This window comes from Segeticoccus sp. (assembly GCF_035708005.1).
Map to the genome: position 1 here is coordinate 16,513 of NZ_DASSTI010000120.1, position 21,724 is coordinate 38,236.

Here is a 21,724-nt window from a genome sequence, read left to right on the forward strand (position 1 = left end):
TCGCCGGGCGCATCGCGAACGAGGCGGTGCTGCAGCTGGGGGTCGGGCGGATCCCCGACGCCGCGCTGGCCCGGCTCATCCACCGGAGCGGGCTGGGCGTCTGGAGCGAGATGATCTCCGACGGGGGTGCTCGGCTTGGATGAGGCTGGCGCCCTGTCCGCCGACTCTACGCGTGGCTCGACCGCAACCCGCGGGTGCGGGTGCTGCGCACCGAGACCACCAACAACCCAGCCCTCATCTCGGCACTGTCCTCGATCGTGCCCCTACTCGACGAGCCGGCCCTCCGCGTACCGGTTGCCCCTCACTCCTGCCGAGGGTTCACGACGGCGACGGGGCAGTGGGAACGGTGCAGCACGCTGTGGCTGACCGAACCGAGGACCAGCCCGCGGAACCCACCAGATCCGCGCCTACCCACGACAAGCAGTTGCGCGGCCGCCGACGCGGCGACGAGCGCGTCCGCCGGATGAGCCCGCACGACCCGTTCCCGCACCGGAACGTTCGGGTACTCCTCCCGCCACACCGCCAAGGCGTTCGACACCATGCGCTGCTGCTTGCTCACCAAGACGTCCGCCCGCTCGTCGTCGGACCGGGACAGGTCCTCCTCGGCGTCGCTCCACCAAGCGTATACCGCGGTCACGGACATCGACCGTCTTGCGGCGTGCGCGAACGCGAACTCCACGGCTCGCGAGGAGGTGGCGGAGGCATCCACCCCCACCACGATGCGGCCCTGCTCCCGCAGCCGGTACGCCTCGTCGTGCACCACGACGACGGGGCACTCGGCGTGCGCGGCGACTTGTCGGGACACCGAGCCCAGCAGGACCCCGCGGAGCGCGCTCCTGCCTCGGCTGCCGACAACCACCAGGTCGGCCCGGCTGGACCGCGCCACGAGCGCGGCCGCCGCGGTGGTGTCGGCCGATTCCCAGGTAAGGTCGAGGTCCGGGCCTCGCTCCTGGGCAAGCAGGAGCCCAGCACTGAGGACGGGGTCGGGGCGGTCCTCAAGCTCCGCAGGTGGGAACGCGCCGGAGCGGATCCACCAGCCCTCGTCCGCACGCGCGTGCATCAGGTGCAGCGGAATGGTGCGTCGGACCGCCTCCTCCACCGCCCACATCAGGGCTGCGTCGCTGGAGGGCGAGCCGTCCAGGCCTACGACGACGCTTCCGGCAGGGAAGTGAACCATGGCGTGCCTCCTTGCTCCCATCGGACTGGAAACCATCATCCCCGCGTTGCGCCCACGTGGACAGGCCGTTCGGTCACGAGGTGCCGGTAGGCTGCCGGCCGCGCAGACCGCGTCTTCCTCGCAGACCGCGTCTTGACGTGCAGGCCTCGTTCACGCAGGTGTGGCAGGGGCCGCCGTTGGCTCGAGCGGGCCCAGTTCCCTCCCGGTGATCTCCTCCGGCCGGATCCTGATCCAGACCGGGTCCATACCCGCCGGGAGCCAACTGGCGCCCGCGCGTCGGTCGAGTTCCTGGCACTCCGAGTCGTCCGTGACCCACTCGGCGGTGCCCTTCACGAGGACACTCCACCCGGTTCGAGAACGCGCGTCGAAGGCGTCGGCCTCGAACGACACCGGGGTTCCGTCCGAGAGTGCCTCGACCTTGGCGCCCCACTCCGTGCGGAACACGACCGTGGTGCCGCTGACGAGGTGGTTGACCGGCAGGATCAAGACGTCACCGCCGCTGCGGAAACCCACACGCCCGACCGGAACTGCCGCCACACGTTGCAGGCACGCGGCCTGGGGCAACACGAGGGAGCCGCGGTGATCCGTGCCGACCGCACTGTTCTGCGGGCTGATGAAGGTTGACATGGTGTCCTCCTTCCCGGGACCAAGCGGTGGCGGGGTCTCGCTACGCCAAGTCCAGACTGCCTCGGCCACCGTCGGTGCGGTCAGGGCCATAGGTCCCTCATGGTGGGCACGTCCGCGTCAGGCCCTGCGCTCTCGACGAGGGTGTGCAGCTGCTCACGCACCCCACCGCTGGGGATCGGCTGGTGCAGCTCGAAGATGGTGTGTCGGATGTGACGGATCGCTTCGTCGAGGTCGTCAACGGCGCGGTCGAGCCGCTCACGGACAAGCGGATGTTGTGCGAGCCGGTCAGCTGCCTGCAGGGACAGACCGGTGGTAAAGAGCCGTTGGATCACGTGGTTGTGCATGCCGCGGGCGATCCGCTCGCGGTCCCCCAAGAGCGCCATGAGCGAGCGGTCTCGCTGGGCACGCCCCGCGACCAGCACGAGACCTGTCTGCTGAGCGAACTCGGCAAGCGCCGACAAGGTCTCATCCGGTGCGCCGGCCACCGTCTCGTCCCAGGCGAGCAGGAGCAGGCCCAGGTCGTCGCTGCCGACGGAGATGGGCAACACCGCCACGGGGCCGTCCGCGTTGAGCTCCTTGAGCAGCTGAGGGCCCTGCGGGTCGTCTTTGTCCCCCTCATCCGTCCCCGACAGGATCAGAAGCGGGCGACGCGCCTCCCGGACGGCGTGCCACATTGAGCCGGTCAGGACGCTGCCCACCGACACAGCCCCCAAGTCCTGGCTCGTCACCTCTCGTTCCGCATGCGCTGCGCACACCACCAGCTCGTCCGCATCGTCCACCAGGGCGACCGCCACGAACGAGGCGGACGCGGTCCGCACAGCGTGCAGCATGAGAGGCTGGAGCGCTTGGCCTTCTTCCTGGTTCTCCAGCAGGATCCGCGTGAGTTCACTGATCGTTTCCGACCACTGCCGCTGCTGGCTTGCGCGCTCGTACAGCTGTGCATTCTCAATGGTGACCCCCGCGGCGACAGCGAGCACCGCGATCATCGATCGCCCGTCGCTGCTCTTCGCTGAGACCGCGTGTGGTGAAGGCTGCCAGCTCCTCGCCATGCGGGGACAACACCCCAAGGGCCCCGTAACGCGAACCCGCCAGCGCGCACGCGGCCTCGACGATGCGCCCCAGCACCTCGGACAGCTCCAGGTCCGCACTGATCGCGACCACCGCGTCCAACAACCCGGACAACCGGTCCTGTCTGGCCCGCGCCTCCGACGCCCGAGAGCGAAGCTCCTCGAGCAGGTCCTCGAGATCCAGAGCCGTCATGGACGGCCACGAAGCGGGTCGGCCTTCCATGAGCACGATGCTAGAGCCGTCTGGCGCCGAGGAACCCCGCTGCGGACCGAAATGGGAGCAGTTGACGTGGTCGGCGGAGAGCGCGGCACCACCTTGGTGCGCGGGACCTTAGACCCCGCCCACTGGACGCATTGAGGAGCCATTCGTGCGCGTGGGGTACATCTTCGAGGGTGCCGCTGGTGACCCAGCCACGACATTGGTCCATCGGAGCGGCGCGAGCCGCGCACTCTTCGTCGGGAGTCCGGCAATGCCGTGGACGCCGCGCCCGTGGAGTTGCTGCAGGGCGCACGCCGCGTGCTGGGTGATCACTGTTTCGGCCGAAAACCACCGGCCGCCAAGAGCAGGCTCACCGTCACGAGGCTCGCACGACGGGATGGTGTGATGTCGATAGGTCAATCGCGTCCACGGTGTTTCCGCCCTGCCGGCCCTCCCGCACGCCCGTGTCGGGCCGGAGAGCCTGCGCTCAGCAGTTGACGCCCGCAGGCGCGACCGCGGTCGGTCCGAGGTTGCGGCAGACGCCGAGGCCACGTGCTGCGAGGCCGGACTTGATCTGGGACAGCGCGCTGGTGTTGAAGGCGTGCCAGCCCATGTGCATGAGGACCGTGCTACCGGCGCGAGCGTTCGTCAGGACGTATGAGACGACCTCGGACTGGGACTTGCCCGTCCAGTCGCGGGTGTCAACGCTCCAGGTCCAGATCCGCATCGCCTTGACGGCGTAAGCGTTGAGGACGGTCAAGGTGTTGTAGCTGCCGCCTGGTGGGCGGCCGAACGTCGTCACGATGCCCGGAGCGCCGAGCTGGTAGAGGACTCCGGAGTAACTGAGGGTCGTGAGGTCGGGGTGGCTGATGGTGTGGTTGAAGACGTAGGCACCGTGGCTGCGGGCGTACGACGGACTGAACCGGCCCGACTGGAGGCACTGGCCTGTGGGAAAGAGGACCAGTGCGATACCGAGTCGCTCGGCTCCCGCGACCGCGCTCTGGAATGCCGCAAGGCTCGCTGGGCAGTCGTCGAAACTCAGGACCACCCTGCCCGTCCGGTTCGGGCCGGTACTCCGGGGATACCGTGCGCCACCCGAGACGAGGGTCCGCCAGGTCTGTGGTCCGACGATTCCGTCGATGGACACACCGACATAGTCGGCCTGGAAGCGCCGGACAGCGAGGTAGGTGGCATTGCCGAAGATGCCGTCCGCGCCGGAGCTGCCGACGGAGTAACCGCGGTTGATCAGTGACTGCTGGAGGACGCGGACGCAGCTGCCCGTGTCGCCGATCCGGAGGACCGGCCGGTCTGCAACGGGCGTCGTTGACGAGCACGACACGGCCGCGGCCAGCGCGGAAGGGCCGATACTCGGCGGGACCACCGTCAGGGCAAGCCCAGGCCGACGAGGAGGGTCACCATGGTGACCGCGCGGGAAGAAGAACGCCGTGGGTGAACGGTGTTGGTCGTGCACATGGTCGCCTCCGAGGTGCGCACTTCCACTGACGAAGGTGGTAGGACAACGCTCGTTCCGCTCCGCGTTCTTGACCAGAGACCTTTGGCCCGGGTGTGGCAGTCGGGACCCAGCCAAGGGGAACCCGACCGCTGCGGCTGCGGGCTGGGATCGGGTCTCGTCGATGCATCGTCTGGGGTTCCATCCACTGCCCGGACATGTGGCGGGACCAAGGGCCCGGGTGCCGAGGTACTGACCGGGGGCAGTCTTCGAGGTGTTCCCGCCGGAAGGAGCGGAAAGTGAACACCTCACCGAGGCGCCTGCTCATCCTCGGCGCCGGCACCGCGGGCACGATCGTGGCGAACAAGCTCTCCCGCGAACTGCCTCCCGACGACTGGCGCATCACGATCATTGACCAAAACGACACGCACCACTACCAACCGGGGTTCCTGTTCGTTCCCTTCCAGCCACGTGCCATCGGGCACCTGACGCGGTCCCGGCGCGCACTGCTGCGACCGGGGGTGGACTTCCTGCAGTGCGAGGTCGACGGTGTCGACCCCGACGCGCAGACGGTGCACTTGTCCAACGGCCGTAGCGTCCCCTACGACTACCTGCTGGTCGCCACGGGCTGCCAGCCGCGCCCTGACCAGACGCCGGGGATGCTCGGCCCGCGGTGGCGTAGCAGCGTCCACGAGTTCTACACCGTCGAGGGCGCCTACGCGCTGCGGTCGGCATTGCGTGGGTTCACCGAGGGCCGGTTGGCCGTACACGTCACCGACGTCCCCTTCAAGTGCCCGGTCGCCCCCTTGGAGTTCACCTTCCTGGTCGACGACCTGCTCCGGCGCCTGGGCCGGCGGGACCGGGTTCAGCTCACCTATGTCACCCCGATGTCCGGTGCCTTCACCAAGCCCGTCGCCTCCCAGCGGCTCGGCTCGATGCTCGCCGACCGCGGCATCGCGCTGGAACCCGACTTCTACGTGGACCACATCGACCAGAACCGGGGCACACTGGTCTCCTACGACGAGCGCGAGGTCGGCTACGACCTGCTGGTCACCGTCCCGTTGAACATGGGCGCCGGGTTCGTCGGCCGCTCGGATCTTGGTGATGAGCTGAACTACGTGCCGGTGGACCCGCACACGCTGCGATCGCGGGTTCACCCAAACGTCTTCGCCATCGGTGACGCCGCGGACCTGCCCACCTCCAAGGCTGGCTCAGTCGCCCACTACGCCGCCGAGGTGTTCACCCACAACTTCCTCAATCTGGCCCGTGGCCGCCCCTTCGACGCGTGCTTCGACGGGCACGCCAACTGCTTCATCGAGTCCGGCCGCGGCAAGGCTCTCCTGATCGACTTCGACTACGACCACGAGCCCCTGCCGGGCCGGTACCCGTTCAGGCACGTGGGACCACTGAGCCTGCTGGATGAGACCCGAGCCAACCACGTGGGAAAGCTGGCGTTCCAGTGGCTCTACTGGAACGTGCTGCTCCCAGGGCACCCGTTGCCCGTGCCGTCCCCGCACGCTTCCAGCCCGACAGAGACGTCACCAGCCGTTCATTGAGGAGCCCAACATGCCAGTCATCACCATCGACAACCGACCCGTCCACGTCACCGAGGAAGGCTTCCTGAGCCACCCGGAGGACTGGGATGAGGACATGGCGCAGACGCTCGCAGGACAACTCGGCATCACATTGACCGAGGAGCACTGGAAGGCGATCCAGTTCCTGCGCCGTGACTACGCCGACCGGCACGAAACCCCGACACTGCGCCGCGTCTCGACCGTCGGTGGGGTGCCCATCAAGCAGCTGTTCGTGCTGTTCCCGCAGAAGCCGGCGAAGAAGATGGCCTACATCGCCGGGCTTCCCAAGCCACAGGGCTGTGTCTGACACGCCCGGTCCCGAAGGAGGACGACGATGAGCACCGACACCCAGACCGCAAGCCTCCTGATTCCGCGGTTCGACGATGACGCTGACGTCGAGCGCAAGCTGGCGATCATCTGCTCCAAGGGCAACCTGGACATGGCCTATCCCGGCCTCGTCCTGGCCAATGCCGCTCTGGGAGAAGGCGTCGAGACCCACCTCTTCTTCACCTTCTGGGGCTTCGACATGATCAAGAAGCGGACGATGGGCAGGTTGAGATTCACGCCTCTGGGCAACACCGCCACCCACCTCCCCCAGGGCTTGGGAGGGATTCCGGGCATGACGGCCCTGGCCACCAAGCGCCTCCGCCGCTCGATCGCCAACGTCGACGTCCCCGAAGTGCCTGAGTTCCTCGAGCAGATCGTCGCCTCCGGCGGTCACCTCTGGGCGTGCCGGATGTCCGCCGACATGAACAAGCTCCGTCTGGAAGACCTCTATGACGGCGTGGAGGGCATCATCAGCGCCAGCGACTTCATCGAGAAGACCGCGGGCGCCCAGTTGCTCTTCATCTAGGCGGCGGCGTGGCAAGCGACATCAATCGAGTCGTGGTCGGCATCGACGGGTCCCCGCCCAGCATGGCGGCCCTCGACTGGGCCACCGACGAGGCGCGGCGACGCGGTCTCGCCCTGCACCTGGTGCATGCACGCCGAGGGGTCGATGGGCCATTCAGGGGTCCCGCGGCGCGCATGGCGAGCACGGGAGACCAGCCGCTTCTGCGAGAGGCCGCCCAGCAGACACGGTCGATCGCCCCCGACGTGCTCATCACCGCGGAGTGTGCGCACGCCGGCGCCGCGGCAGCGCTGGTGCGGTTGTCGCGTACCTCTGACACCGTCGTGGTCGGTGCCACCGGAGCCGGCCGTGTGCGCGGCGCCCTGCTCGGCTCGGTGCCCACGCAGCTTGCCGCACACGCTCAGTGTCCGTGCGTGGTGGTCCGCCAATCTCCCAGCAGCGCCCTCAGCCGTGACCGGATCCTCCTCGGCGTGGATGGTTCACCTTCAGGCGCCGCGGCCCAGTATGCGTTCGCTCAAGCCTCCCTCAGACGGCTTAGTATCACGGCCGTTCACGCATGGTGGCTGGATCCCTACGGGGGACTGGACCGGTTCGTACCGACAGAGGAGCTGCGTCGAACGTTCCTGCGCGAGGAGAAGGACGCCATGGCCGCCGTTCTCGCGCCTTGGAGAGCCTTCTACCCCGACGTCCAGGTCCAGCAGCTGCTGGTCCACGGTATGACGGTCGACTCGCTTGTGCTGCGCTCCGAACGAGCACAGCTCGTCGTGGTCGGCACTCGGGGTCGCGGCGGACTCCGCGGGCTGCTGCTCGGGTCTGTCAGCCAGCACCTCCTCGCACGCGTGGACCGCCCAGTCGCTGTCGTCCGTGGATGACTGTTTCCGCCAACGCACCGAGGGCGGGTCCAAGGTCCCTGTCTCCGCGGGAAACGCAGGCCCAAACTCGAAGCGTCCGAACACGACGACCGAACACCGCGAAGGGGAGTAAGCCATGAGCACCATCGACAGCCCGCAGCGGCGCCGGATCGCCCGGTCTGCCCGGCCAGCGACATCGGCCACGGTCGGCTCCAAGACCATCGTCACCGGCACGGTCCCCTACGTGGCTGCCGCCACCTGGGCCGACTACCTGTTCATGATCGGCTTGGCCGGCATCGGCATCGGCCTGACCTTCGGCATCGCGATGCGCCTGTCCACCATCTCCGCGGTGGCCATGCTCGTCCTGATGTGGTCGGCCACCCTCCTGCCGACCAACAACCCCTTCCTGGACGACCACCTCATCTACGCCATCGCCGCCCTGGCCCTGCTGGCCATCGGCGCCGGCCACACCCTCGGCCTCGGCAAGGCCTGGGACAAGCTGACCATCGTCCGCAACCACCCCGTCCTCCGATGACGCCGAGGCAGGGCCCCGATCGCCTGCATCGTGGGACACCCGAGGGCAGGCGATCGACTGTGGGAAGCACCAGAAATCGGTGAGGGCCGGTGTACAACTGGGGATGCGGCTACGGCCACGGCTACACGTGGGTCCTTCCACTGCTCGTCGGGCTGCTCATCCTGGTGACCGTCGTCGCCCTCGGTCTGGCTCGGTCGCTGGCCCACACGCGTGCACGGCAGACGGACGCCGAGCAATGGCGACCCGCTCAGGTGAACGACGAGGCCCAACGCCTCCTCGCGCTGCGCTTCGCGCGCGGTGAGATCGGCGCCGACGAGTACCACCGACTTGGCGCAACCCTGCGGGGGCGCTGAGCAGATGCCCCCCGATACCAGGTCCGACGCCGCGCGCGAGGAGGCCGTGCTCGACCTACAGGAGGACCTCGGCCGCCTGCTGCGAGACCTGCGCACCCGGCGGGTCGGGTTGTCCTCGCGCGAGGCAACGCGCCGATTGCAGGTGCACGGCCCCAACGAGCTGGTCCGCAGGAACCGGCGGACGTGGCCGCGGCAGGTGGTCGACCAGCTGCTGCACCCCTTGGCGCTGCTGCTGTGGGCCGCCGCGGGCTTGGCCTGGGTCAGCGGGTCCGCTCCATTGGGCATCGCGATCATCGTGGTCATCGTCGTCAACGCAGCATTCGCCTTCCTGCAGGAACGCCATGCCGAGCGCGCCGTCGAGGCACTGTCCGCCTACCTGCCGCCCCGGGCGCGCGCGTTCAGGGACGGCGTCCTGCAGGCCGTCGATGCCCGTACCCTGGTCCCGGGCGACGTGGTCGCCATCGGCGAGGGCGAGCGGGTCTCCGCGGACTGCCGCATCCTCACCGGTGAGGTGGAGATGGACCTGTCCACGCTCACCGGCGAGTCGGTCGCCGTCCTTCGCAGCGCCAGCAGCAGTCGCGTGACGGCGTGCGTGCTCGACGCCGAGGACCTCCTGTTCAGCGGAACCAGCTGCACCTCCGGGGAGGTGAGCGCGGTCGTCCACGCCACCGGGCAGCGTACCGAGCTCGGTCGCATCGCCGCGCTGTCGCAACGGGTCAAGCCCGAGCCCAGTCCACTTGAGCGGCAGGTGCGCCGCGTGGCGCAGCTGATCGCCGTCGTCGCCGTCGCCATGGCACTCGCCTTCATCCCCTTGGGCACCCTACTGGCCGGGCTGTCCCTCACCGACACGCTCAACTTCGCGATCGGCCTGCTCGTCGCCAACGTGCCGGAGGGACTGCTGCCGACGATCACCCTGGCGCTGGCGGTCGGCGTGCGGTTGCTCGCCCGGGAGGGCGCCCTCGTCAAACGGATCTCCGCCGTGGAGACCTTGGGATCCACCAGTGTCATCTGCACCGACAAGACCGGGACGCTCACCCTCAACCGGATGCGCGTGGTGCGCCTGTGGACCGCCAGCTCCCGCGTCGACCTGGACGACGGGCAGCTGCGGCCTCCGGAGTTGCCACCCGTCGTCCCTCGGCTGACAACAGCCGCCGCCCGCTGCACGAACGCTACCTGGGCACCACAGGAGGACCAGCGGACCGGTGATCCCATGGAGCTGGCACTCCTCGAGCTCCCGACGCTCCTCGGCACGGCACAGCCACCGGGGCGCGACCAGCGCGTCAAGCAGTTCCCGTTCGAGGCGTCACTGCGCCGGATGAGCACCATCGACCGCGAGCACGACCAGCTGCGCATCTCGGTGAAGGGCGCCCCCGAGGAGATCCTGCCCCGGTGCACGGCCCTGGCCACCGCTGCGGAAGGCGACCGGCCCCTGGACGACGCCACCCGGACACACCTGCACGACACCATCGAACAGTGGGCAGCGGAGGGCCTGCGCCTGCTGGCCATCGCAGACCGCCTCACGGAGCCCGCCGGCCTCGACGCGCCCCGCGACCGCGTGGAGGAGGAACTCACCCTGCTCGGCCTGGTGGCCCTGGAGGATCCTCCCCGACCCGAGGTGCGCAGCGCCGTAGGCCAGTGCCACACCGCCGGCATCCGACTCATCGTGGTGACCGGCGACCACGGACTCACAGCCAAGGGAATCGCCGCCCAGGTCGGCATCGGCGACGCCGACACACCCGTCGTCACCGGCACCGAGCTGGACCACCTCAGCGACAAGCAGCTGGACCGGCTGCTGGCCACCCACCGCGAGATCATCTTCGCCCGCAGCTCCCCCGAGGCGAAGCTGCGAATCGCCGACGCCCTCCAGGAACAGGGGCACGTGGTCGCCATGACCGGCGACGGGGCCAACGACGCACCCGCCCTGCGCCGCGCTGACATCGGAGTGGCCATGGGGCGGTCGGGAACCGACGTGGCACGTGAGGCCGCGACCATGGTCCTCACCGACGACAACTTCGCGACCCTGGTCACCGCCGTCCGCGCAGGGCGACAGGTCTATGACAACGTACGCAAGTTCATCGTCTACATCTTCGCCCACGCGACCCCCGAGGTCGTGCCCTTCCTGATCTACGCGCTCTCCGGCGGCCAGGTCCCCCTGCCGCTCACCGTCATGCAGATCCTCGCGATCGACCTCGGCACCGAGACCCTGCCGGCCCTCGCCCTCGGCCGGGAACCCGCCGAGCCGGGCCTCATGAACCGCCCCCCACGACAGCGAGGACACAACGTCATCAACCGGGTCATGCTCCTGCGCGCATGGCTGCTCCTCGGTGGCGTGTCCAGCATCGCGGTGACCATCCTGTTCCTGCTCACCCTCACCACCGGGGGCTGGCACCCGGGTGCCTCCACAGCCTCGGGCCCCGCCCACCACGTGTGGCAGCAGGCGACCACGATGACGTTCCTGGGCATCGTTGCCTGCCAGATCGGGGCCGGGGTCGCCTCCCGCTCACAACGGGCCTCCCTCCGGGCGATCGGCCTGTGGCGCAATACCTTGCTGCTGTGGGGCATCGCCTTCGAGGTCGTCTTCGCCGCGGCGGTGGTCCTGGTGCCGGCCCTGCAGGACGTCTTCGGCACCGCACGGCCTCAACCCTGGCAGGTCCTGGCCCTGCTGCCCCTTCCCCTGGTCGTGTGGGGCTGCGACGAGGCATGGCGTGCCGTCGGACGACGCCGCCGCGCCCCGGCAGCCCGCGCCGACACGACGCCGCCTCCCGGGAAGGATGACCACCTCAGAGCACCCGCCCGAGCACCGTCCGCGTGACCAGGAGCCAGGACAGGAAGCAGCTCGCGAGGATGTCACCATCGACGCGAGGGCCGCCGTTCCTCCGACCGGTGCCGCAGTGGAGCGCAACGCCGTGGCAAGGACCAGCAACACCAGGCCCTGCAGCGCGAAGGCACCGTAGGACGCCCGCGCAGCCGCCCGTCCCAGTGCCGCCATCGGGCGCTCGTGCGCCGCGCCGAGACCCAGCAACCACACCGAGGCCCCGATGGAGACCATGCCCTCGACCACCGCCACCGCGAGAGCTGACCAGTGCACACGCCCCAAGGCATCCGTCTTCGTGAACGGCGAGACGGCGGATGCGGCAGCGTCGAGCACGGCCGAGCACGGGTGAAGCTGGACCAGTACGACGAGCCAGCATCCGTGGACCGGCGGTCCACCAAGTAGCAGACGCGCGCACGCCGGCCACACCACGAGCGCCGTCACTGCCCAGGGCGTCCCCAGCCTGACCAGCCGGCCCGTCAGAAACCTGCGAGCCCCCTTGTGTGCCAGTGAACGTGACACCAACCTGCGGGCCAACAGGAAGAAGGGCATGAGGGACATGGCAGGGAGGGCGAAGACGGCGGCCACCACCACATCCGAATGTCCCGTGAGGGCGACTCCGTGCACCCGCTGGTAGGGCCAGGAGCCGAAGTGGCCCTAGCCCATGACGACGTGCGCGCCGATCACCGCCGCGACCAACGCAGCCTTTAGCCGGTCGAGGTCGGCCCGCGCGCCCGCGCCGACAGAAGGCCTGTGAGAGGCCAGGGCGACCGGAGCGGACGCCTGCCATGCGATCACGGTCCTCTGCCGCTCACCCGCCCGGATCGGAGGGCGTGAACGCGCGACCGGTGATGCTCTCGGGCTCGATGATGACGAACCAGGGCTGCCGCGGTGCCACGGCGTCAGCGGCAGGGTCAGGGCGTCCAGCACCTCATACGGCGCGTGTGCCTTGCGCGCGCGTCCTCGCACCACCACGCTCCAGACGCTGCCGGACGCCTCGTCCCAGCCGTCGACCTCGAAGGCCACCGGCTGCGGCACCGCGGAGAGGAGCTTGCTGCCCGAGGCGCTGCGGAAGACGACAGTCCCGTGGTTCCACACGAAGTTGACCGGGAACAGGTCCGGGCGTCGCTCCACCACGACAGCCCCGACGGCGAGTTGGGTGGACGGTGCTGCTGCTTGCTGGTCATGCCCCAGCGTGTCCTTCAGGGGCGTGCGGGGCAGGGCCGGAAGTCCCGAATTCGTTCACCGTCCGCCTCCGATGTGAGGGACCTTGGCCCCTTCCGCTCCGCCCCCACCCGCTGCATGGTGGTGCCCTCGCACCGGCGCGTCGGGAGGGCAGGATGCTTCAGTCGGTCGATGTCGGCGAGCGGCAGCTTTCGGCCTACCATGGCCTGGTCCCAGACGCGCTGCTGGATGATCTCCGGGAAGCGGCGGCGCAGTTGCGCGGGGTACGCGTGCTGCACTTGAACGCGACCCCGTACGGCGGGGGTGTCTCGGAGCTGCTGCGCTCGGTGGTGCCGTTGCTCAGCGACCTGGGCGTGGTCGCCGACTGGCGGGTCATCACCGGCGACAGTGCCTTCTTCGACGTCACGAAGGCGATCCACAACGGCCTACAGGGAGCTCCCGCTGCCCTGACCGAGCGGCAACGGGCCACCTACATCGACAACAGCCGGCGCAATGCCGAGCTGTTCGAGGAGTCCTACGACCTCGTTGTGGTCCACGACCCGCAGCCGGCGGGGGTGCTGAGGTGGCACGGCAAGGGCAGCGCGCGGTGGGTGTGGCGCTGCCACATCGACTCCGGCCAGCCCGCCACCGAGGTCTGGGCGTTCGTCCGCCCGTTCCTGGAGGGCTACGACGCGGCCGTGTTCACCATGGACAGCTTCGTCCCGCCGGAGCTGCCGATCCCACACACCGTGGTGATTCCGCCGGCGATCGACCCACTCAGCCCCAAGAACCTGCCGCTGCCGCGCGGTCTCGCGCGCCAGGTCCTCGACTGGATCGGGCTCCGGCTGGACGCACCACTGGTGACCCAAGTGGCCCGGTTCGACCCGTGGAAGGACCCGCTCGGGGTCATCCACGCCTACCGGCTCGTGCGCCGGGACGTGCCCGGTCTGCAACTCGCGCTGGCGGGTTCCATGGCGCTCGACGACCCCGAGGGGTGGCGGGTCTACGAGCAGATCCGCGCTGAGACCGGTGCTGACCCGTTGGTCCACGTGTTCACCAACCTGACCGGCGTCGGCAACGTGGAGGTCAACGCGCTGCAACGGCTCTCCGACGTCGTGGTGCAGAAGTCCACCCGGGAGGGCTTCGGCCTCGTCGTCTCCGAGGCGCTGTGGAAGGGCACCCCGGTCGTCGCCGGCCGGGCCGGCGGCATCCCGCTGCAGATGGCCGACGGCGTTGGCGGCTTCCTCGTCGGTGATGTCGCCGGCTGCGCCACCGCCATCCGGCGCCTGCTGAACCACCCCGACGAGGGAAGTCGGCTCGCCGAGCGGGGACGGGAACGGGTCCGCGAGCACTTCCTGCTCCCCCGGCTCGTGTTGAACGAACTGCAGCTCATGGACGAGCTCCTGGCCGGGCACCCTCGGTCGGCCGACGGCCGGAACAAGCGCGACCCCGTCTGCGGGCTGTCCGTTCGTTCCACCGACCCTCCGCACGCATGCACCCGCGGCCGGCGCTACATGTTCTGCTCCGAGGCCTGCCGCGCGAGGTTCGAGGAGGACCCACGCCGCTGGGTGCCCAGCCCCGTGGCTCGGAGGGCGCTCGGCTGAGTTGCGCCGTGACGCCCTCAGCAGGCAGTGGGTCGCCGTGCCCCCGGAGAGATCCCTGCGGCCGCACCAACCGCCGAACGGACCGACACGGACCCGTCCGTTCTGCCCCGGAGAAGGCGCACCCGTCGCCTGAGTCGTTCCTGGTGCCCGACCCCGCACGAGGTCATCACCGAGTCGTGGCCAGCACCGCCAACATCTCGGACTCGGCCTGCGGCTGTGTGCGTTGTTCAAGCGCGAGGACTGGCTCTGACCGTCCGGTCCGCGTACGGCGGAGTCGGGACGTTCGGCCCTGACACGTCAGCTTTCGCGTTGTGCACGATGAGGGTGCGGAAAGGAGGTGCAGCAATGAAACTCACACTTCGTGATCTGGTGGCAACGGTTCTGGTGGCGGCCATCGCCGTCCCCTATGTCGGGTACCTCATGTACGGCGACATGCCGTTCGTCCAGGATGCACGTGGCATGGCCGGTGTCGGGCTGGTCCTCGGCCTCGTGGCGTTCGTGGTGCTCAGGACGGGCAACGCCCACGACCGCTTCGGTGCCTTCGAGGCCTGGACCGCAACGGCCGTCGGCGTGCTCGGCCTGGTGGCTCTTGCCCTGGCCGAGTCCGCAGCGGCTCCGGTCCTGCTGGCGGCATTCATGGCCGCGATCCTGATCGTGTGGGCTGTCGAGGTGGCAGATCACGCTGGCCTCGTGCACGTGCATCGGGCACCCGCAGTACACACCTGACGGTGACACGAACACCCGACGGTGTCGCCGGGGCCGGTCCGACAGGACCGGCCCCGCGCTCGTGTGCCAGCGCCGGTCGGCTCGGGGTGCCGCTCCTTGCCGGGTTGTGTGCCGGCGAGCTGACCACGAGCCTCCGTCCTGGCGACATCGCCTCGGCTCGCGCTTGCCCGATGCTCGACGACCACGGGACCAATGACCCGGGCCCTCCCACGGTCACCAACCCCTGGGCCTGGCCGTACCCGGTCCCGACCGGCGACATCGAGCGGGCCAGGACACGCTGCGAGCCAACGCTCGGGCGGTGCTGGCTGGACTGGGCAACCGGATCAAGGAGTCGAACCCGGACATCCCCTTCGTGACCACCATGGCGAGCACTACCCCAGACGAGGGCCTGGTCTCCGCCTCCGCGGGGGCCAGCCTGATGGTGGTCGGCCACGGCCGTCACCCGAGGGCCGGCACCACGGGGTCGACAGCTGCCGCCGTGGCTGCACACGCCAGGTGCCCCGTCGTCGTGGTCCCCAGCGCTCAGCACTCCCACGGGGCCGAGGGCGAACCGAACACCCGGTTCTCTGGCTCCATCGTGGTGGGCCTCGACGACTCGCCCGAGTGTGACGACGCACTGTCCTTCGCCTTCCAAGAGGCCTCGCTGCGCGGCATCCCGTTGGCGCCGCTGCACGCGTTTTGGATGAACCCTCAGTTCCTGCCCACGGGCGACCCATCGGATTGGGAGAAGATCGACTCCAAGGCACAGTCGGCCGTGAACGCGCTCCTGGCCCGGTGGACGGCGCGCTACCCGGACGTCAAGACCGAACCGGTGGTGGCACGGATGCGGCCGCCTGAGGCCCTGGTGGAGGCAAGCCGGAGCGCCGAGCTCTTGGTGGTCGGCAGTCGCGGTCGCGGTGGGTTCTCCAGCCTGCTGCTCGGATCGGTGAGCCGCAAGGTGCTGCACCACGTGCAATGCCCTGTCGCCGTCGTACGAAGGGGACAGTTGGCCGCGTTGCACGACATCAGCGTTCGCTCTGCGGAGAAGCCTGTGTGCGACGGTCCGACGGCGTGACCGTCCGACGAAGGCTGCCTCGTGCGCGGCCCTTGCTCCCGCGACACGACAGGCATCGGGCCCTTTGGCCCTGGTAGGGAGCACCGCGCGGGCCCACGCTCACCGTATGTCACTTCTCGTGCGCCGGGCCCCGCTCGTAGACGCAGAGCAGGCATTCACGGTCGGCTCGGCCGCCTCGCTTCCATCGCCCGTCGTCCTGGAACGTCTGGAATCGACCCTCGAGGGTCTGGGGCCGACCGCCGTTGAACAACGGCGCGTCCGCTTCGGCCCCAACGCCGTCCGCACACACCGGGTGGAGCCGCTCCTGCTGCTCGGCCGCCAGCTACGCAGCCCGCTGCTGCTGCTCCTGGCCGCGACCGCTCTGGCCTCCTTCTTCCTCGGCGAGCGAACCAACACCGTGGTGATCGGCGTGATCCTGCTGGCGAGTGTCGGCCTCAGCTTCGTCAACGAGTACCGCGCCGCGCTGGCCACGCAGCGGCTGCACGCCCAGGTGACGCACCACGTCGAGGTGACTCGGGCCGGCCGGCCCGAGTCGGTCGACGTGGTCTCTCTGGTGCCGGGCGACATCGTCCACGTCGCCCGCGGTGAGGTCGTCCCGGCCGACCTACGTCTGCTCAGCGTCGAGGGCCTGCAGTGCGATGAGAGCGTGCTGACCGGGGAGTCGCTGCCGGTGGCCAAGACCGTCGGCCCGGTCCCGGCTGGCGCCGCCCTGGCGGACTTGGACTGCTGCGCCCTGATGGGCACTGTGGTGCACCAAGGGGCAGCTACGGGCATCGTCGTCGCCACTGCCGCGCGGACCGAGTTCGGCCGCGTGGCTGCCCGGCTCGGTGAACGGCAGCCCGAGACCGAGTTCCAAGCGGGACTGCGCCGGTTCTCCGCTCTGCTCGTCAAAGTGGCAGCGACCCTGACTGGCCTCATCTTCGTGACCAACGTGGTCCTGCAACGGCCGCTGGTCGACGCCCTGCTCTTCTCGCTGGCCATCGCCGTCGGCATCACTCCCCAACTGCTGCCCGCCGTCGTCAGCACCAGCCTCGCGGCGGGATCCCGTGCACTGGCCCGCAGGAAGGTCTTGGTCAAGCGGCTGGTGTGCATGGAGGACCTCGGCGACATGGATGTCCTGGTGACGGACAAGACGGGGACCCTCACCGGGGGCCACCTCGACCTTGTGGCCTCAATCGACGCCGACGGCCGGACCTGCCCCGAGGTGCTGGCCCTCGGCCGCGCGGCCTCCGGGTCGCCACCGGCACCGGGTGCGCTCGCCGAGGACCCCCTGGACCAGGCCATGTGGGACAGTGCGATTCCGGCGCCGACCGTCGCGACGTCGTGCCTCGCCGTCCTGCCGTTCGACCACGAGAGGCAGATGTCGTCTGCCCTTGTGCGGCTGGACGACGGCTCGACCCTGCTCGCGGTGAAGGGGGCGCCTGAAGCCGTGCTGGCCCGGTCGACGTCCGTCCCCGCCGCGGCCGAAGCGACGGCCCTACGGTTGTTTTCCCAGGGTGCGCGCGTCGTCGCGATCGCCACAAGCCCCGGGCCGGCCCACCACTGGGCCCTTCACCCCGACGACGAACACAACCTGACCTTCCGCGGTTACCTGGTCTTCTCCGACCCGGCCAAGCCGGGCGTCGCAGGTTCCCTGGCGCGGCTGCGCGGTCTCGACGTCGACGTCAAGGTCTGCACCGGTGACAACGCTGTCGTGGCCGAGAAGCTGTGCGCCGACCTGGGCATGCCCACCGGAACGACCCTCACCGGAGCGCAGATCGCCGCTATGGACGACAAGACCCTGGCCGCCGCGGTCGAGGCCACGACCGTGTTCGCCCGGGTCACGCCCGAGCAGAAGGCCCGGGTCGTCCGCGCACTGCGCCGCACCGGCCGAGGGGCGGGGTTCCTCGGCGACGGCGTCAACGACGCACTGGCCCTGCACCAGGCCGACGTCGGCATCAGCGTCGACAGCGCCGTCGACGTGGCCAAGGACGCGGCCGACGTGATCCTGCTGCAGAAGGACCTCGGCGTGGTCGCCGACGGCATCGCCGAGGGCCGGCGCGTCTTCACCAACACGATCAAGTACGTGCTGATGGGCACGAGCAGCAACTTCGGCAACATGTTCAGTGCCGCGGCCGCGTCGGCGTTCCTCGCCTTCCTACCGATGCTGCCGAGCCAGATCCTGCTGAACAACCTGCTCTACGACGCCAGCCAACTGGCGATCCCCACCGACCGGGTCGACCCCGAGCAGCTGCGCCGGCCCTCGCACTGGGACATCGCGGGCGTCCGGCGCTTCATGCTCTTCTTCGGACCTATCAGCAGCTTGTTCGACTTCCTCACGTTCGCCCTCATGCTCGTTCCCTTCCACGCAACCCCTGCACTGTTCCGTGCCGGGTGGTTCGCCGAGTCCCTCGCAACCCAGACCCTGATCGTCCTGGCCATCCGCACCCGCAGGCCGATGTGGCGCAGCCGGCCGAGCGTTCCGTTGGTGGCTGCGGTTGCGGCCGCGGTCGCCATGGGGTCGCTCCTGCCACTGTCGCCGCTGGCCAGTGTGCTCGGCTTCGCGCACCTGCCGCTCGGCCTGTATGCCGTGCTCGCAGCGCTCGTCGCGGCCTACCTGTGCCTCATCGAGGCCGGCAAGCGGCTCTTCTTCGCTGAACTCGACCGCGGTGCACCGCGCCGTCCGTCGGCGAACCCGCATCACCGCCTGCAGCGCCGCGCCTCCCGGTTCAGTGTCGGCCACAGACATGACCCTCACACGCCGTGAACTGGTGGAGGGGCCAACCCAGTGGACCGGCCCCGTGTTCGGAGCCACCTCGGGCTGCGGCGAGCTCGTCAACGAAATAGGGACCTTGGTCCCTTGCCGGGCGGACATCGGGCGAGGCACGCTCATCGCAGCGTGTCGGCCCGGGCAGGCATTCCGTCTGGGGCGCCTGTCGCGGTGAGACACCCGAGTCTCGCGGGAGGCGTTATGGACAGTCCCCACACCGTACCCCTGGCAGCCGGCAGCGGCTCCTTCATTCACTGGGGCGTGCTCAATGTCAGCGTCGCCAATCTGGTGGTCATCGCGGTGATGGTGTTGCTCTTCCTGCTCGCCATCGCCCTGCCCTTCCCCCATGCCGCCGTCGACACCGAGCCTCTGCCGGAAGGCCCCGAGCACGGGAGCGAGTCGTGACGAGCACCGCCCGGCCCGGCAGTCCCACCGCGGCCGGGGCGGCGCAACCCTCCGACTCTTCGCGCAGTTGGACCAGCCGGCTCAGGATGGGTCTCTCGGAGCTGGTGCCCCCCGGCCAGCTCCTGCCTGACCGACAGCCTGCCTACGTCACTTCCTGGCTCTACGTGTTTGGGGTCCTCACCTTGGCATCGTTCGTGGTCGTCCTGCTCTCCGGCGCCTGGTTGGCCATCGGTGGCGCGACCTGGTGGCACGTCTCCGCGCTCGGACACTTCGTCAACTCCCTGCACCTGTGGAGTGTCGAGCTGTTCTTCGCCTTCATGGTGATCCACCTGTGGGCGGTGTTCTGGATGGCTGCCTGGCGGGGGCGTCGCACACTGACATGGGTGACCGGGGTGCTCGCGTTCCTGGGTTCGATCGGCACCGCCTTCACCGGTTACCTGTCCCAGTCCAACTTCGACTCGCAGTGGATCGGCACCCAAGCGAAGGACGGGCTCAACGCCGTGGGGATCGGCGCGTGGTTCAACGTCCTCAACCCCGCGCAGATGCTGCTCTGGCATGTGGTGCTGCTCCCCACGTTGGTCGGCGCGCTGGTCGGCGGGCACCTGCTGCTGGTGCGCCGCCACGGAGTGGTTCCACCGATCGATGCGGAAGGGGATGAGTGAGGTGGCCACCGAGACACTGCCTCACCCAGGCACCACGAGCGTCGCCAGAGGAACTCGCCCCTACGATCTCGTCCGGGAGTTCGCGATCGCGCTCGTCGCGGTGGCGTTGCTGACGCTCGGCCTGTCACTGGCGTTCTCCTCCCCCGACGACAAGGCCCTCACCATGCGCGCTTGGGCCGACGCGGCCCCAAACGACGTCGTGGCCACCGCAACCGCGGAACTTGCCGGCACATCAGCCAGTGCCACCTACGGGCCGCCGTACAACAACAACGGCGCCGGGCAAAACCTCCTTGGGGTTCCGCTGCAGGGATGGGGAGGCGTCCGGATCCCAGTTAACTCCGCGGACTTGATTCTCCAACCTCTGTCAGACGCCGCGCCCACCAACCGCCCCGTGGCGCGGGCGCTGAACCGTTGGTCCGCCGCCCCTGCCCCGCGACAGACCGCCTGGGCCCAGCGGTATGCCGACGCCCTCACCAAGGCACCCGGCGGCGCCCCCACCGCGGTCGCCCCGGGTCGCTACGGACCGGTGCCTGAGCTCGCCAACGGTTTCCTCATCGTCGCCAGGTCCGGCGGACTGGAAGGGTCGCTGACGTCCTCGGGTACCTTCTACGGAGGCGACCAGACCCGTGCACTGTTGCTGCTCTCCGACGGCGCCTACTTGGAGAACCACGCACGCGCCATGCAACTCGGCGGCGACCAGTGGGGCATGATGAACGAAACCGGCAACTACCCCGGCCAGCCGTGGCTGTGGCTCTACACCTTCTGGTACCAGGTCCCACCGTTCTCCACCTCCGACAACGCCGACGCCCAGGTGTGGGCCCTGATGGCCCTGCTCACCCTCGCGCTGGTCCTGCTGCCCCTGATCCCCGGACTGCGGTCCATCCCCCGCTGGGTCCCGGTCCACCGACTCATCTGGCGCAGCTATTACCGGACCCGGACCCGTCCCCGTCCGGCCAGCCCCAGACTCTGACCGAGCGCCGCGGCTGCCCATCCGGTCTGCTCGTCGAGCGGACCGTGGCTGAGCCTTCATCGCAGATCCCGTGCTGGTCGTCGCCGGGGTGGTCGAGTGGCGCCCGACCACCTTGCGCAATCTCGCCCGCTCCACTCGGCGGCCGCGCCATGTCCGTCCATTGCGGCCAACCTCCGGCATACGGGACCTTCGGCCCTGCTAGCAGAGCCACGGCTGCGGCACGGTGGAGTTGCTAGGTAGGAGGTCTCACCATGACCACACTAGAGACGCGGCGACGCGGCGCGACGACCCACAGATCCGGCTACGTCAGTGCCGTCCTCATCAACGGCATCCTGCTCTTCCTCATCAATGTCCAACCGGGCTGGGACATCTTGCCCTTCCTGACGCCGCAGATGGACGACGTCGTGCCGGTCATCGACCTGGCGCTCTTCGTCAGCATTGCCGCGAACCTCGTCTACCTCGCGGCAGACGTTGCCTGGGTGCGCAACATCGGCGACATCGTCACGACGACAGCGGGCATCGTGGCGATGTGGCGGTTGTGGACGGTGTACCCGTTCGCCTTTCCCAGCGGCTTCAACTGGGACCTGCTCGCACAGGTGTTGCTCGGCATCGGCCTGGCGGGCAGCGCCATCGCGGTCCTCGTCGCACTCTGGCGATTGGCGACCGGCCGGCATCCGTGACGGCATCCTTGGCGGGGGACATTTCGGTCGAGCGATGCGGCGCGCGTGTTCGGCAACTCTTGATTTCGGATTGGACCGATGGGACCGCCGCTGGCTCTTTCAGCAGCCCGATGCCTACCAGCACGTCCTTCCGTGATCGAAGTCGCGAGATGGCGACGGCGAGGAAGACAGCGGCGAGCACGATGGCAGCACGCGCGCCCAGGTCGTGCACCGGG

The 21,724-nt window shown here is 69.3% G+C and carries 21 protein-coding genes; 15 read left to right on the forward strand and 6 right to left on the reverse strand.

Annotated features, from left to right (window positions below):
• Positions 1-301 precede the first annotated feature (301 nt).
• From VFL99_RS11735 to VFL99_RS11755, 5 genes are all read right to left on the reverse strand, one after another.
• Entirely contained in the window at positions 302-1,177 is an 876-nt protein-coding gene (locus tag VFL99_RS11735) for a universal stress protein (protein ID WP_325106540.1), read from the reverse strand.
• Between the two features lie 150 nt (positions 1,178-1,327).
• Complete coding sequence (locus VFL99_RS11740; protein WP_325106541.1) at positions 1,328-1,804, reverse strand: pyridoxamine 5'-phosphate oxidase family protein; 477 nt, start codon at positions 1,802-1,804, stop codon at positions 1,328-1,330.
• An 80-nt stretch (positions 1,805-1,884) separates the two neighbouring features.
• A complete protein-coding gene (locus VFL99_RS11745; protein WP_325106542.1) occupies positions 1,885-2,790 on the reverse strand; it encodes a histidine kinase in 906 nt (301 codons plus the stop codon).
• Positions 2,750-3,094 carry a hypothetical protein gene (locus VFL99_RS11750; RefSeq protein WP_325106543.1) on the reverse strand — a complete coding sequence of 115 codons (345 nt, stop codon included), beginning with the start codon at positions 3,092-3,094 and terminating at the stop codon, positions 2,750-2,752. The genes VFL99_RS11745 and VFL99_RS11750 overlap by 41 nt, the downstream gene beginning before the upstream one ends.
• Before the next feature lie 463 nt (positions 3,095-3,557).
• Positions 3,558-4,409 (reverse strand): peptidoglycan-binding protein, encoded by an 852-nt coding sequence (locus tag VFL99_RS11755; protein WP_325106544.1) that lies wholly within the window; start codon positions 4,407-4,409, stop codon positions 3,558-3,560.
• Between the two features lie 410 nt (positions 4,410-4,819).
• On the opposite strand from VFL99_RS11755, the gene sqr reads away from it, so the two are divergent.
• From sqr to VFL99_RS11790, 7 genes are all read left to right on the forward strand, one after another.
• Positions 4,820-6,076 (forward strand): type III sulfide quinone reductase, selenoprotein subtype, encoded by a 1,257-nt coding sequence (gene sqr / locus VFL99_RS11760; RefSeq protein WP_325106545.1) that lies wholly within the window; start codon positions 4,820-4,822, stop codon positions 6,074-6,076.
• A gap of 10 nt (positions 6,077-6,086) precedes the next feature.
• Entirely contained in the window at positions 6,087-6,401 is a 315-nt protein-coding gene (locus tag VFL99_RS11765; RefSeq protein WP_325106546.1) for a TusE/DsrC/DsvC family sulfur relay protein, read from the forward strand.
• A 27-nt stretch (positions 6,402-6,428) separates the two neighbouring features.
• Complete coding sequence (locus VFL99_RS11770) at positions 6,429-6,947, forward strand: DsrE/DsrF/DrsH-like family protein (RefSeq protein ID WP_325106547.1); 519 nt, start codon at positions 6,429-6,431, stop codon at positions 6,945-6,947.
• Between the two features lie 32 nt (positions 6,948-6,979).
• Complete coding sequence (locus VFL99_RS11775; protein WP_325106567.1) at positions 6,980-7,816, forward strand: universal stress protein; 837 nt, start codon at positions 6,980-6,982, stop codon at positions 7,814-7,816.
• A 115-nt stretch (positions 7,817-7,931) separates the two neighbouring features.
• Entirely contained in the window at positions 7,932-8,330 is a 399-nt protein-coding gene (locus tag VFL99_RS11780; RefSeq protein WP_325106548.1) for a hypothetical protein, read from the forward strand.
• An 89-nt stretch (positions 8,331-8,419) separates the two neighbouring features.
• Positions 8,420-8,683 (forward strand): SHOCT domain-containing protein, encoded by a 264-nt coding sequence (locus VFL99_RS11785; RefSeq protein WP_325106549.1) that lies wholly within the window; start codon positions 8,420-8,422, stop codon positions 8,681-8,683.
• A 4-nt stretch (positions 8,684-8,687) separates the two neighbouring features.
• Positions 8,688-11,495, forward strand: coding sequence for a cation-translocating P-type ATPase (locus tag VFL99_RS11790; RefSeq protein ID WP_325106550.1), 2,808 nt, complete (start codon positions 8,688-8,690; stop codon positions 11,493-11,495).
• A 657-nt stretch (positions 11,496-12,152) separates the two neighbouring features.
• Here VFL99_RS11790 and VFL99_RS11795 read toward each other — a convergent pair.
• Positions 12,153-12,629: a pyridoxamine 5'-phosphate oxidase family protein gene (locus tag VFL99_RS11795; protein ID WP_325106551.1), complete on the reverse strand. Its 477-nt coding sequence runs from the start codon at positions 12,627-12,629 to the stop codon at positions 12,153-12,155.
• Positions 12,630-12,835: 206 nt separating this feature from the next.
• Between VFL99_RS11795 and VFL99_RS11800 the strand changes: the two genes are divergently transcribed.
• The 8 genes from VFL99_RS11800 (at position 12,836) to VFL99_RS11835 (ending at position 21,509) form a co-directional block, all read left to right on the forward strand.
• Complete coding sequence (locus VFL99_RS11800) at positions 12,836-14,263, forward strand: glycosyltransferase (RefSeq protein WP_325106552.1); 1,428 nt, start codon at positions 12,836-12,838, stop codon at positions 14,261-14,263.
• A gap of 345 nt (positions 14,264-14,608) precedes the next feature.
• The gene (locus VFL99_RS11805; protein ID WP_325106553.1) at positions 14,609-14,989 is read left to right on the forward strand and encodes a hypothetical protein; all 381 of its coding nucleotides are present in this window, start codon (positions 14,609-14,611) and stop codon (positions 14,987-14,989) included.
• Positions 14,990-15,287: 298 nt separating this feature from the next.
• Positions 15,288-16,043, forward strand: a complete 756-nt coding sequence (locus VFL99_RS11810; RefSeq protein WP_325106554.1) for a universal stress protein — start codon at positions 15,288-15,290, stop codon at positions 16,041-16,043.
• 106 nt (positions 16,044-16,149) lie between these two features.
• Entirely contained in the window at positions 16,150-18,789 is a 2,640-nt protein-coding gene (gene mgtA / locus VFL99_RS11815; protein WP_414713750.1) for a magnesium-translocating P-type ATPase, read from the forward strand.
• 204 nt (positions 18,790-18,993) lie between these two features.
• Positions 18,994-19,197 (forward strand): hypothetical protein, encoded by a 204-nt coding sequence (locus VFL99_RS11820; protein WP_325106555.1) that lies wholly within the window; start codon positions 18,994-18,996, stop codon positions 19,195-19,197.
• Positions 19,198-19,379: 182 nt separating this feature from the next.
• Positions 19,380-19,859 carry a cytochrome b N-terminal domain-containing protein gene (locus VFL99_RS11825; RefSeq protein WP_325106556.1) on the forward strand — a complete coding sequence of 160 codons (480 nt, stop codon included), beginning with the start codon at positions 19,380-19,382 and terminating at the stop codon, positions 19,857-19,859.
• Between the two features lies 1 nt (position 19,860).
• On the forward strand, positions 19,861-20,829 hold the full coding sequence (locus VFL99_RS11830) for a hypothetical protein (RefSeq protein WP_325106557.1): 969 nt from the start codon (positions 19,861-19,863) through the stop codon (positions 20,827-20,829).
• A gap of 251 nt (positions 20,830-21,080) precedes the next feature.
• Positions 21,081-21,509 carry a hypothetical protein gene (locus VFL99_RS11835; protein ID WP_325106558.1) on the forward strand — a complete coding sequence of 143 codons (429 nt, stop codon included), beginning with the start codon at positions 21,081-21,083 and terminating at the stop codon, positions 21,507-21,509.
• The last annotated feature ends 215 nt before the right edge of the window (positions 21,510-21,724 follow it).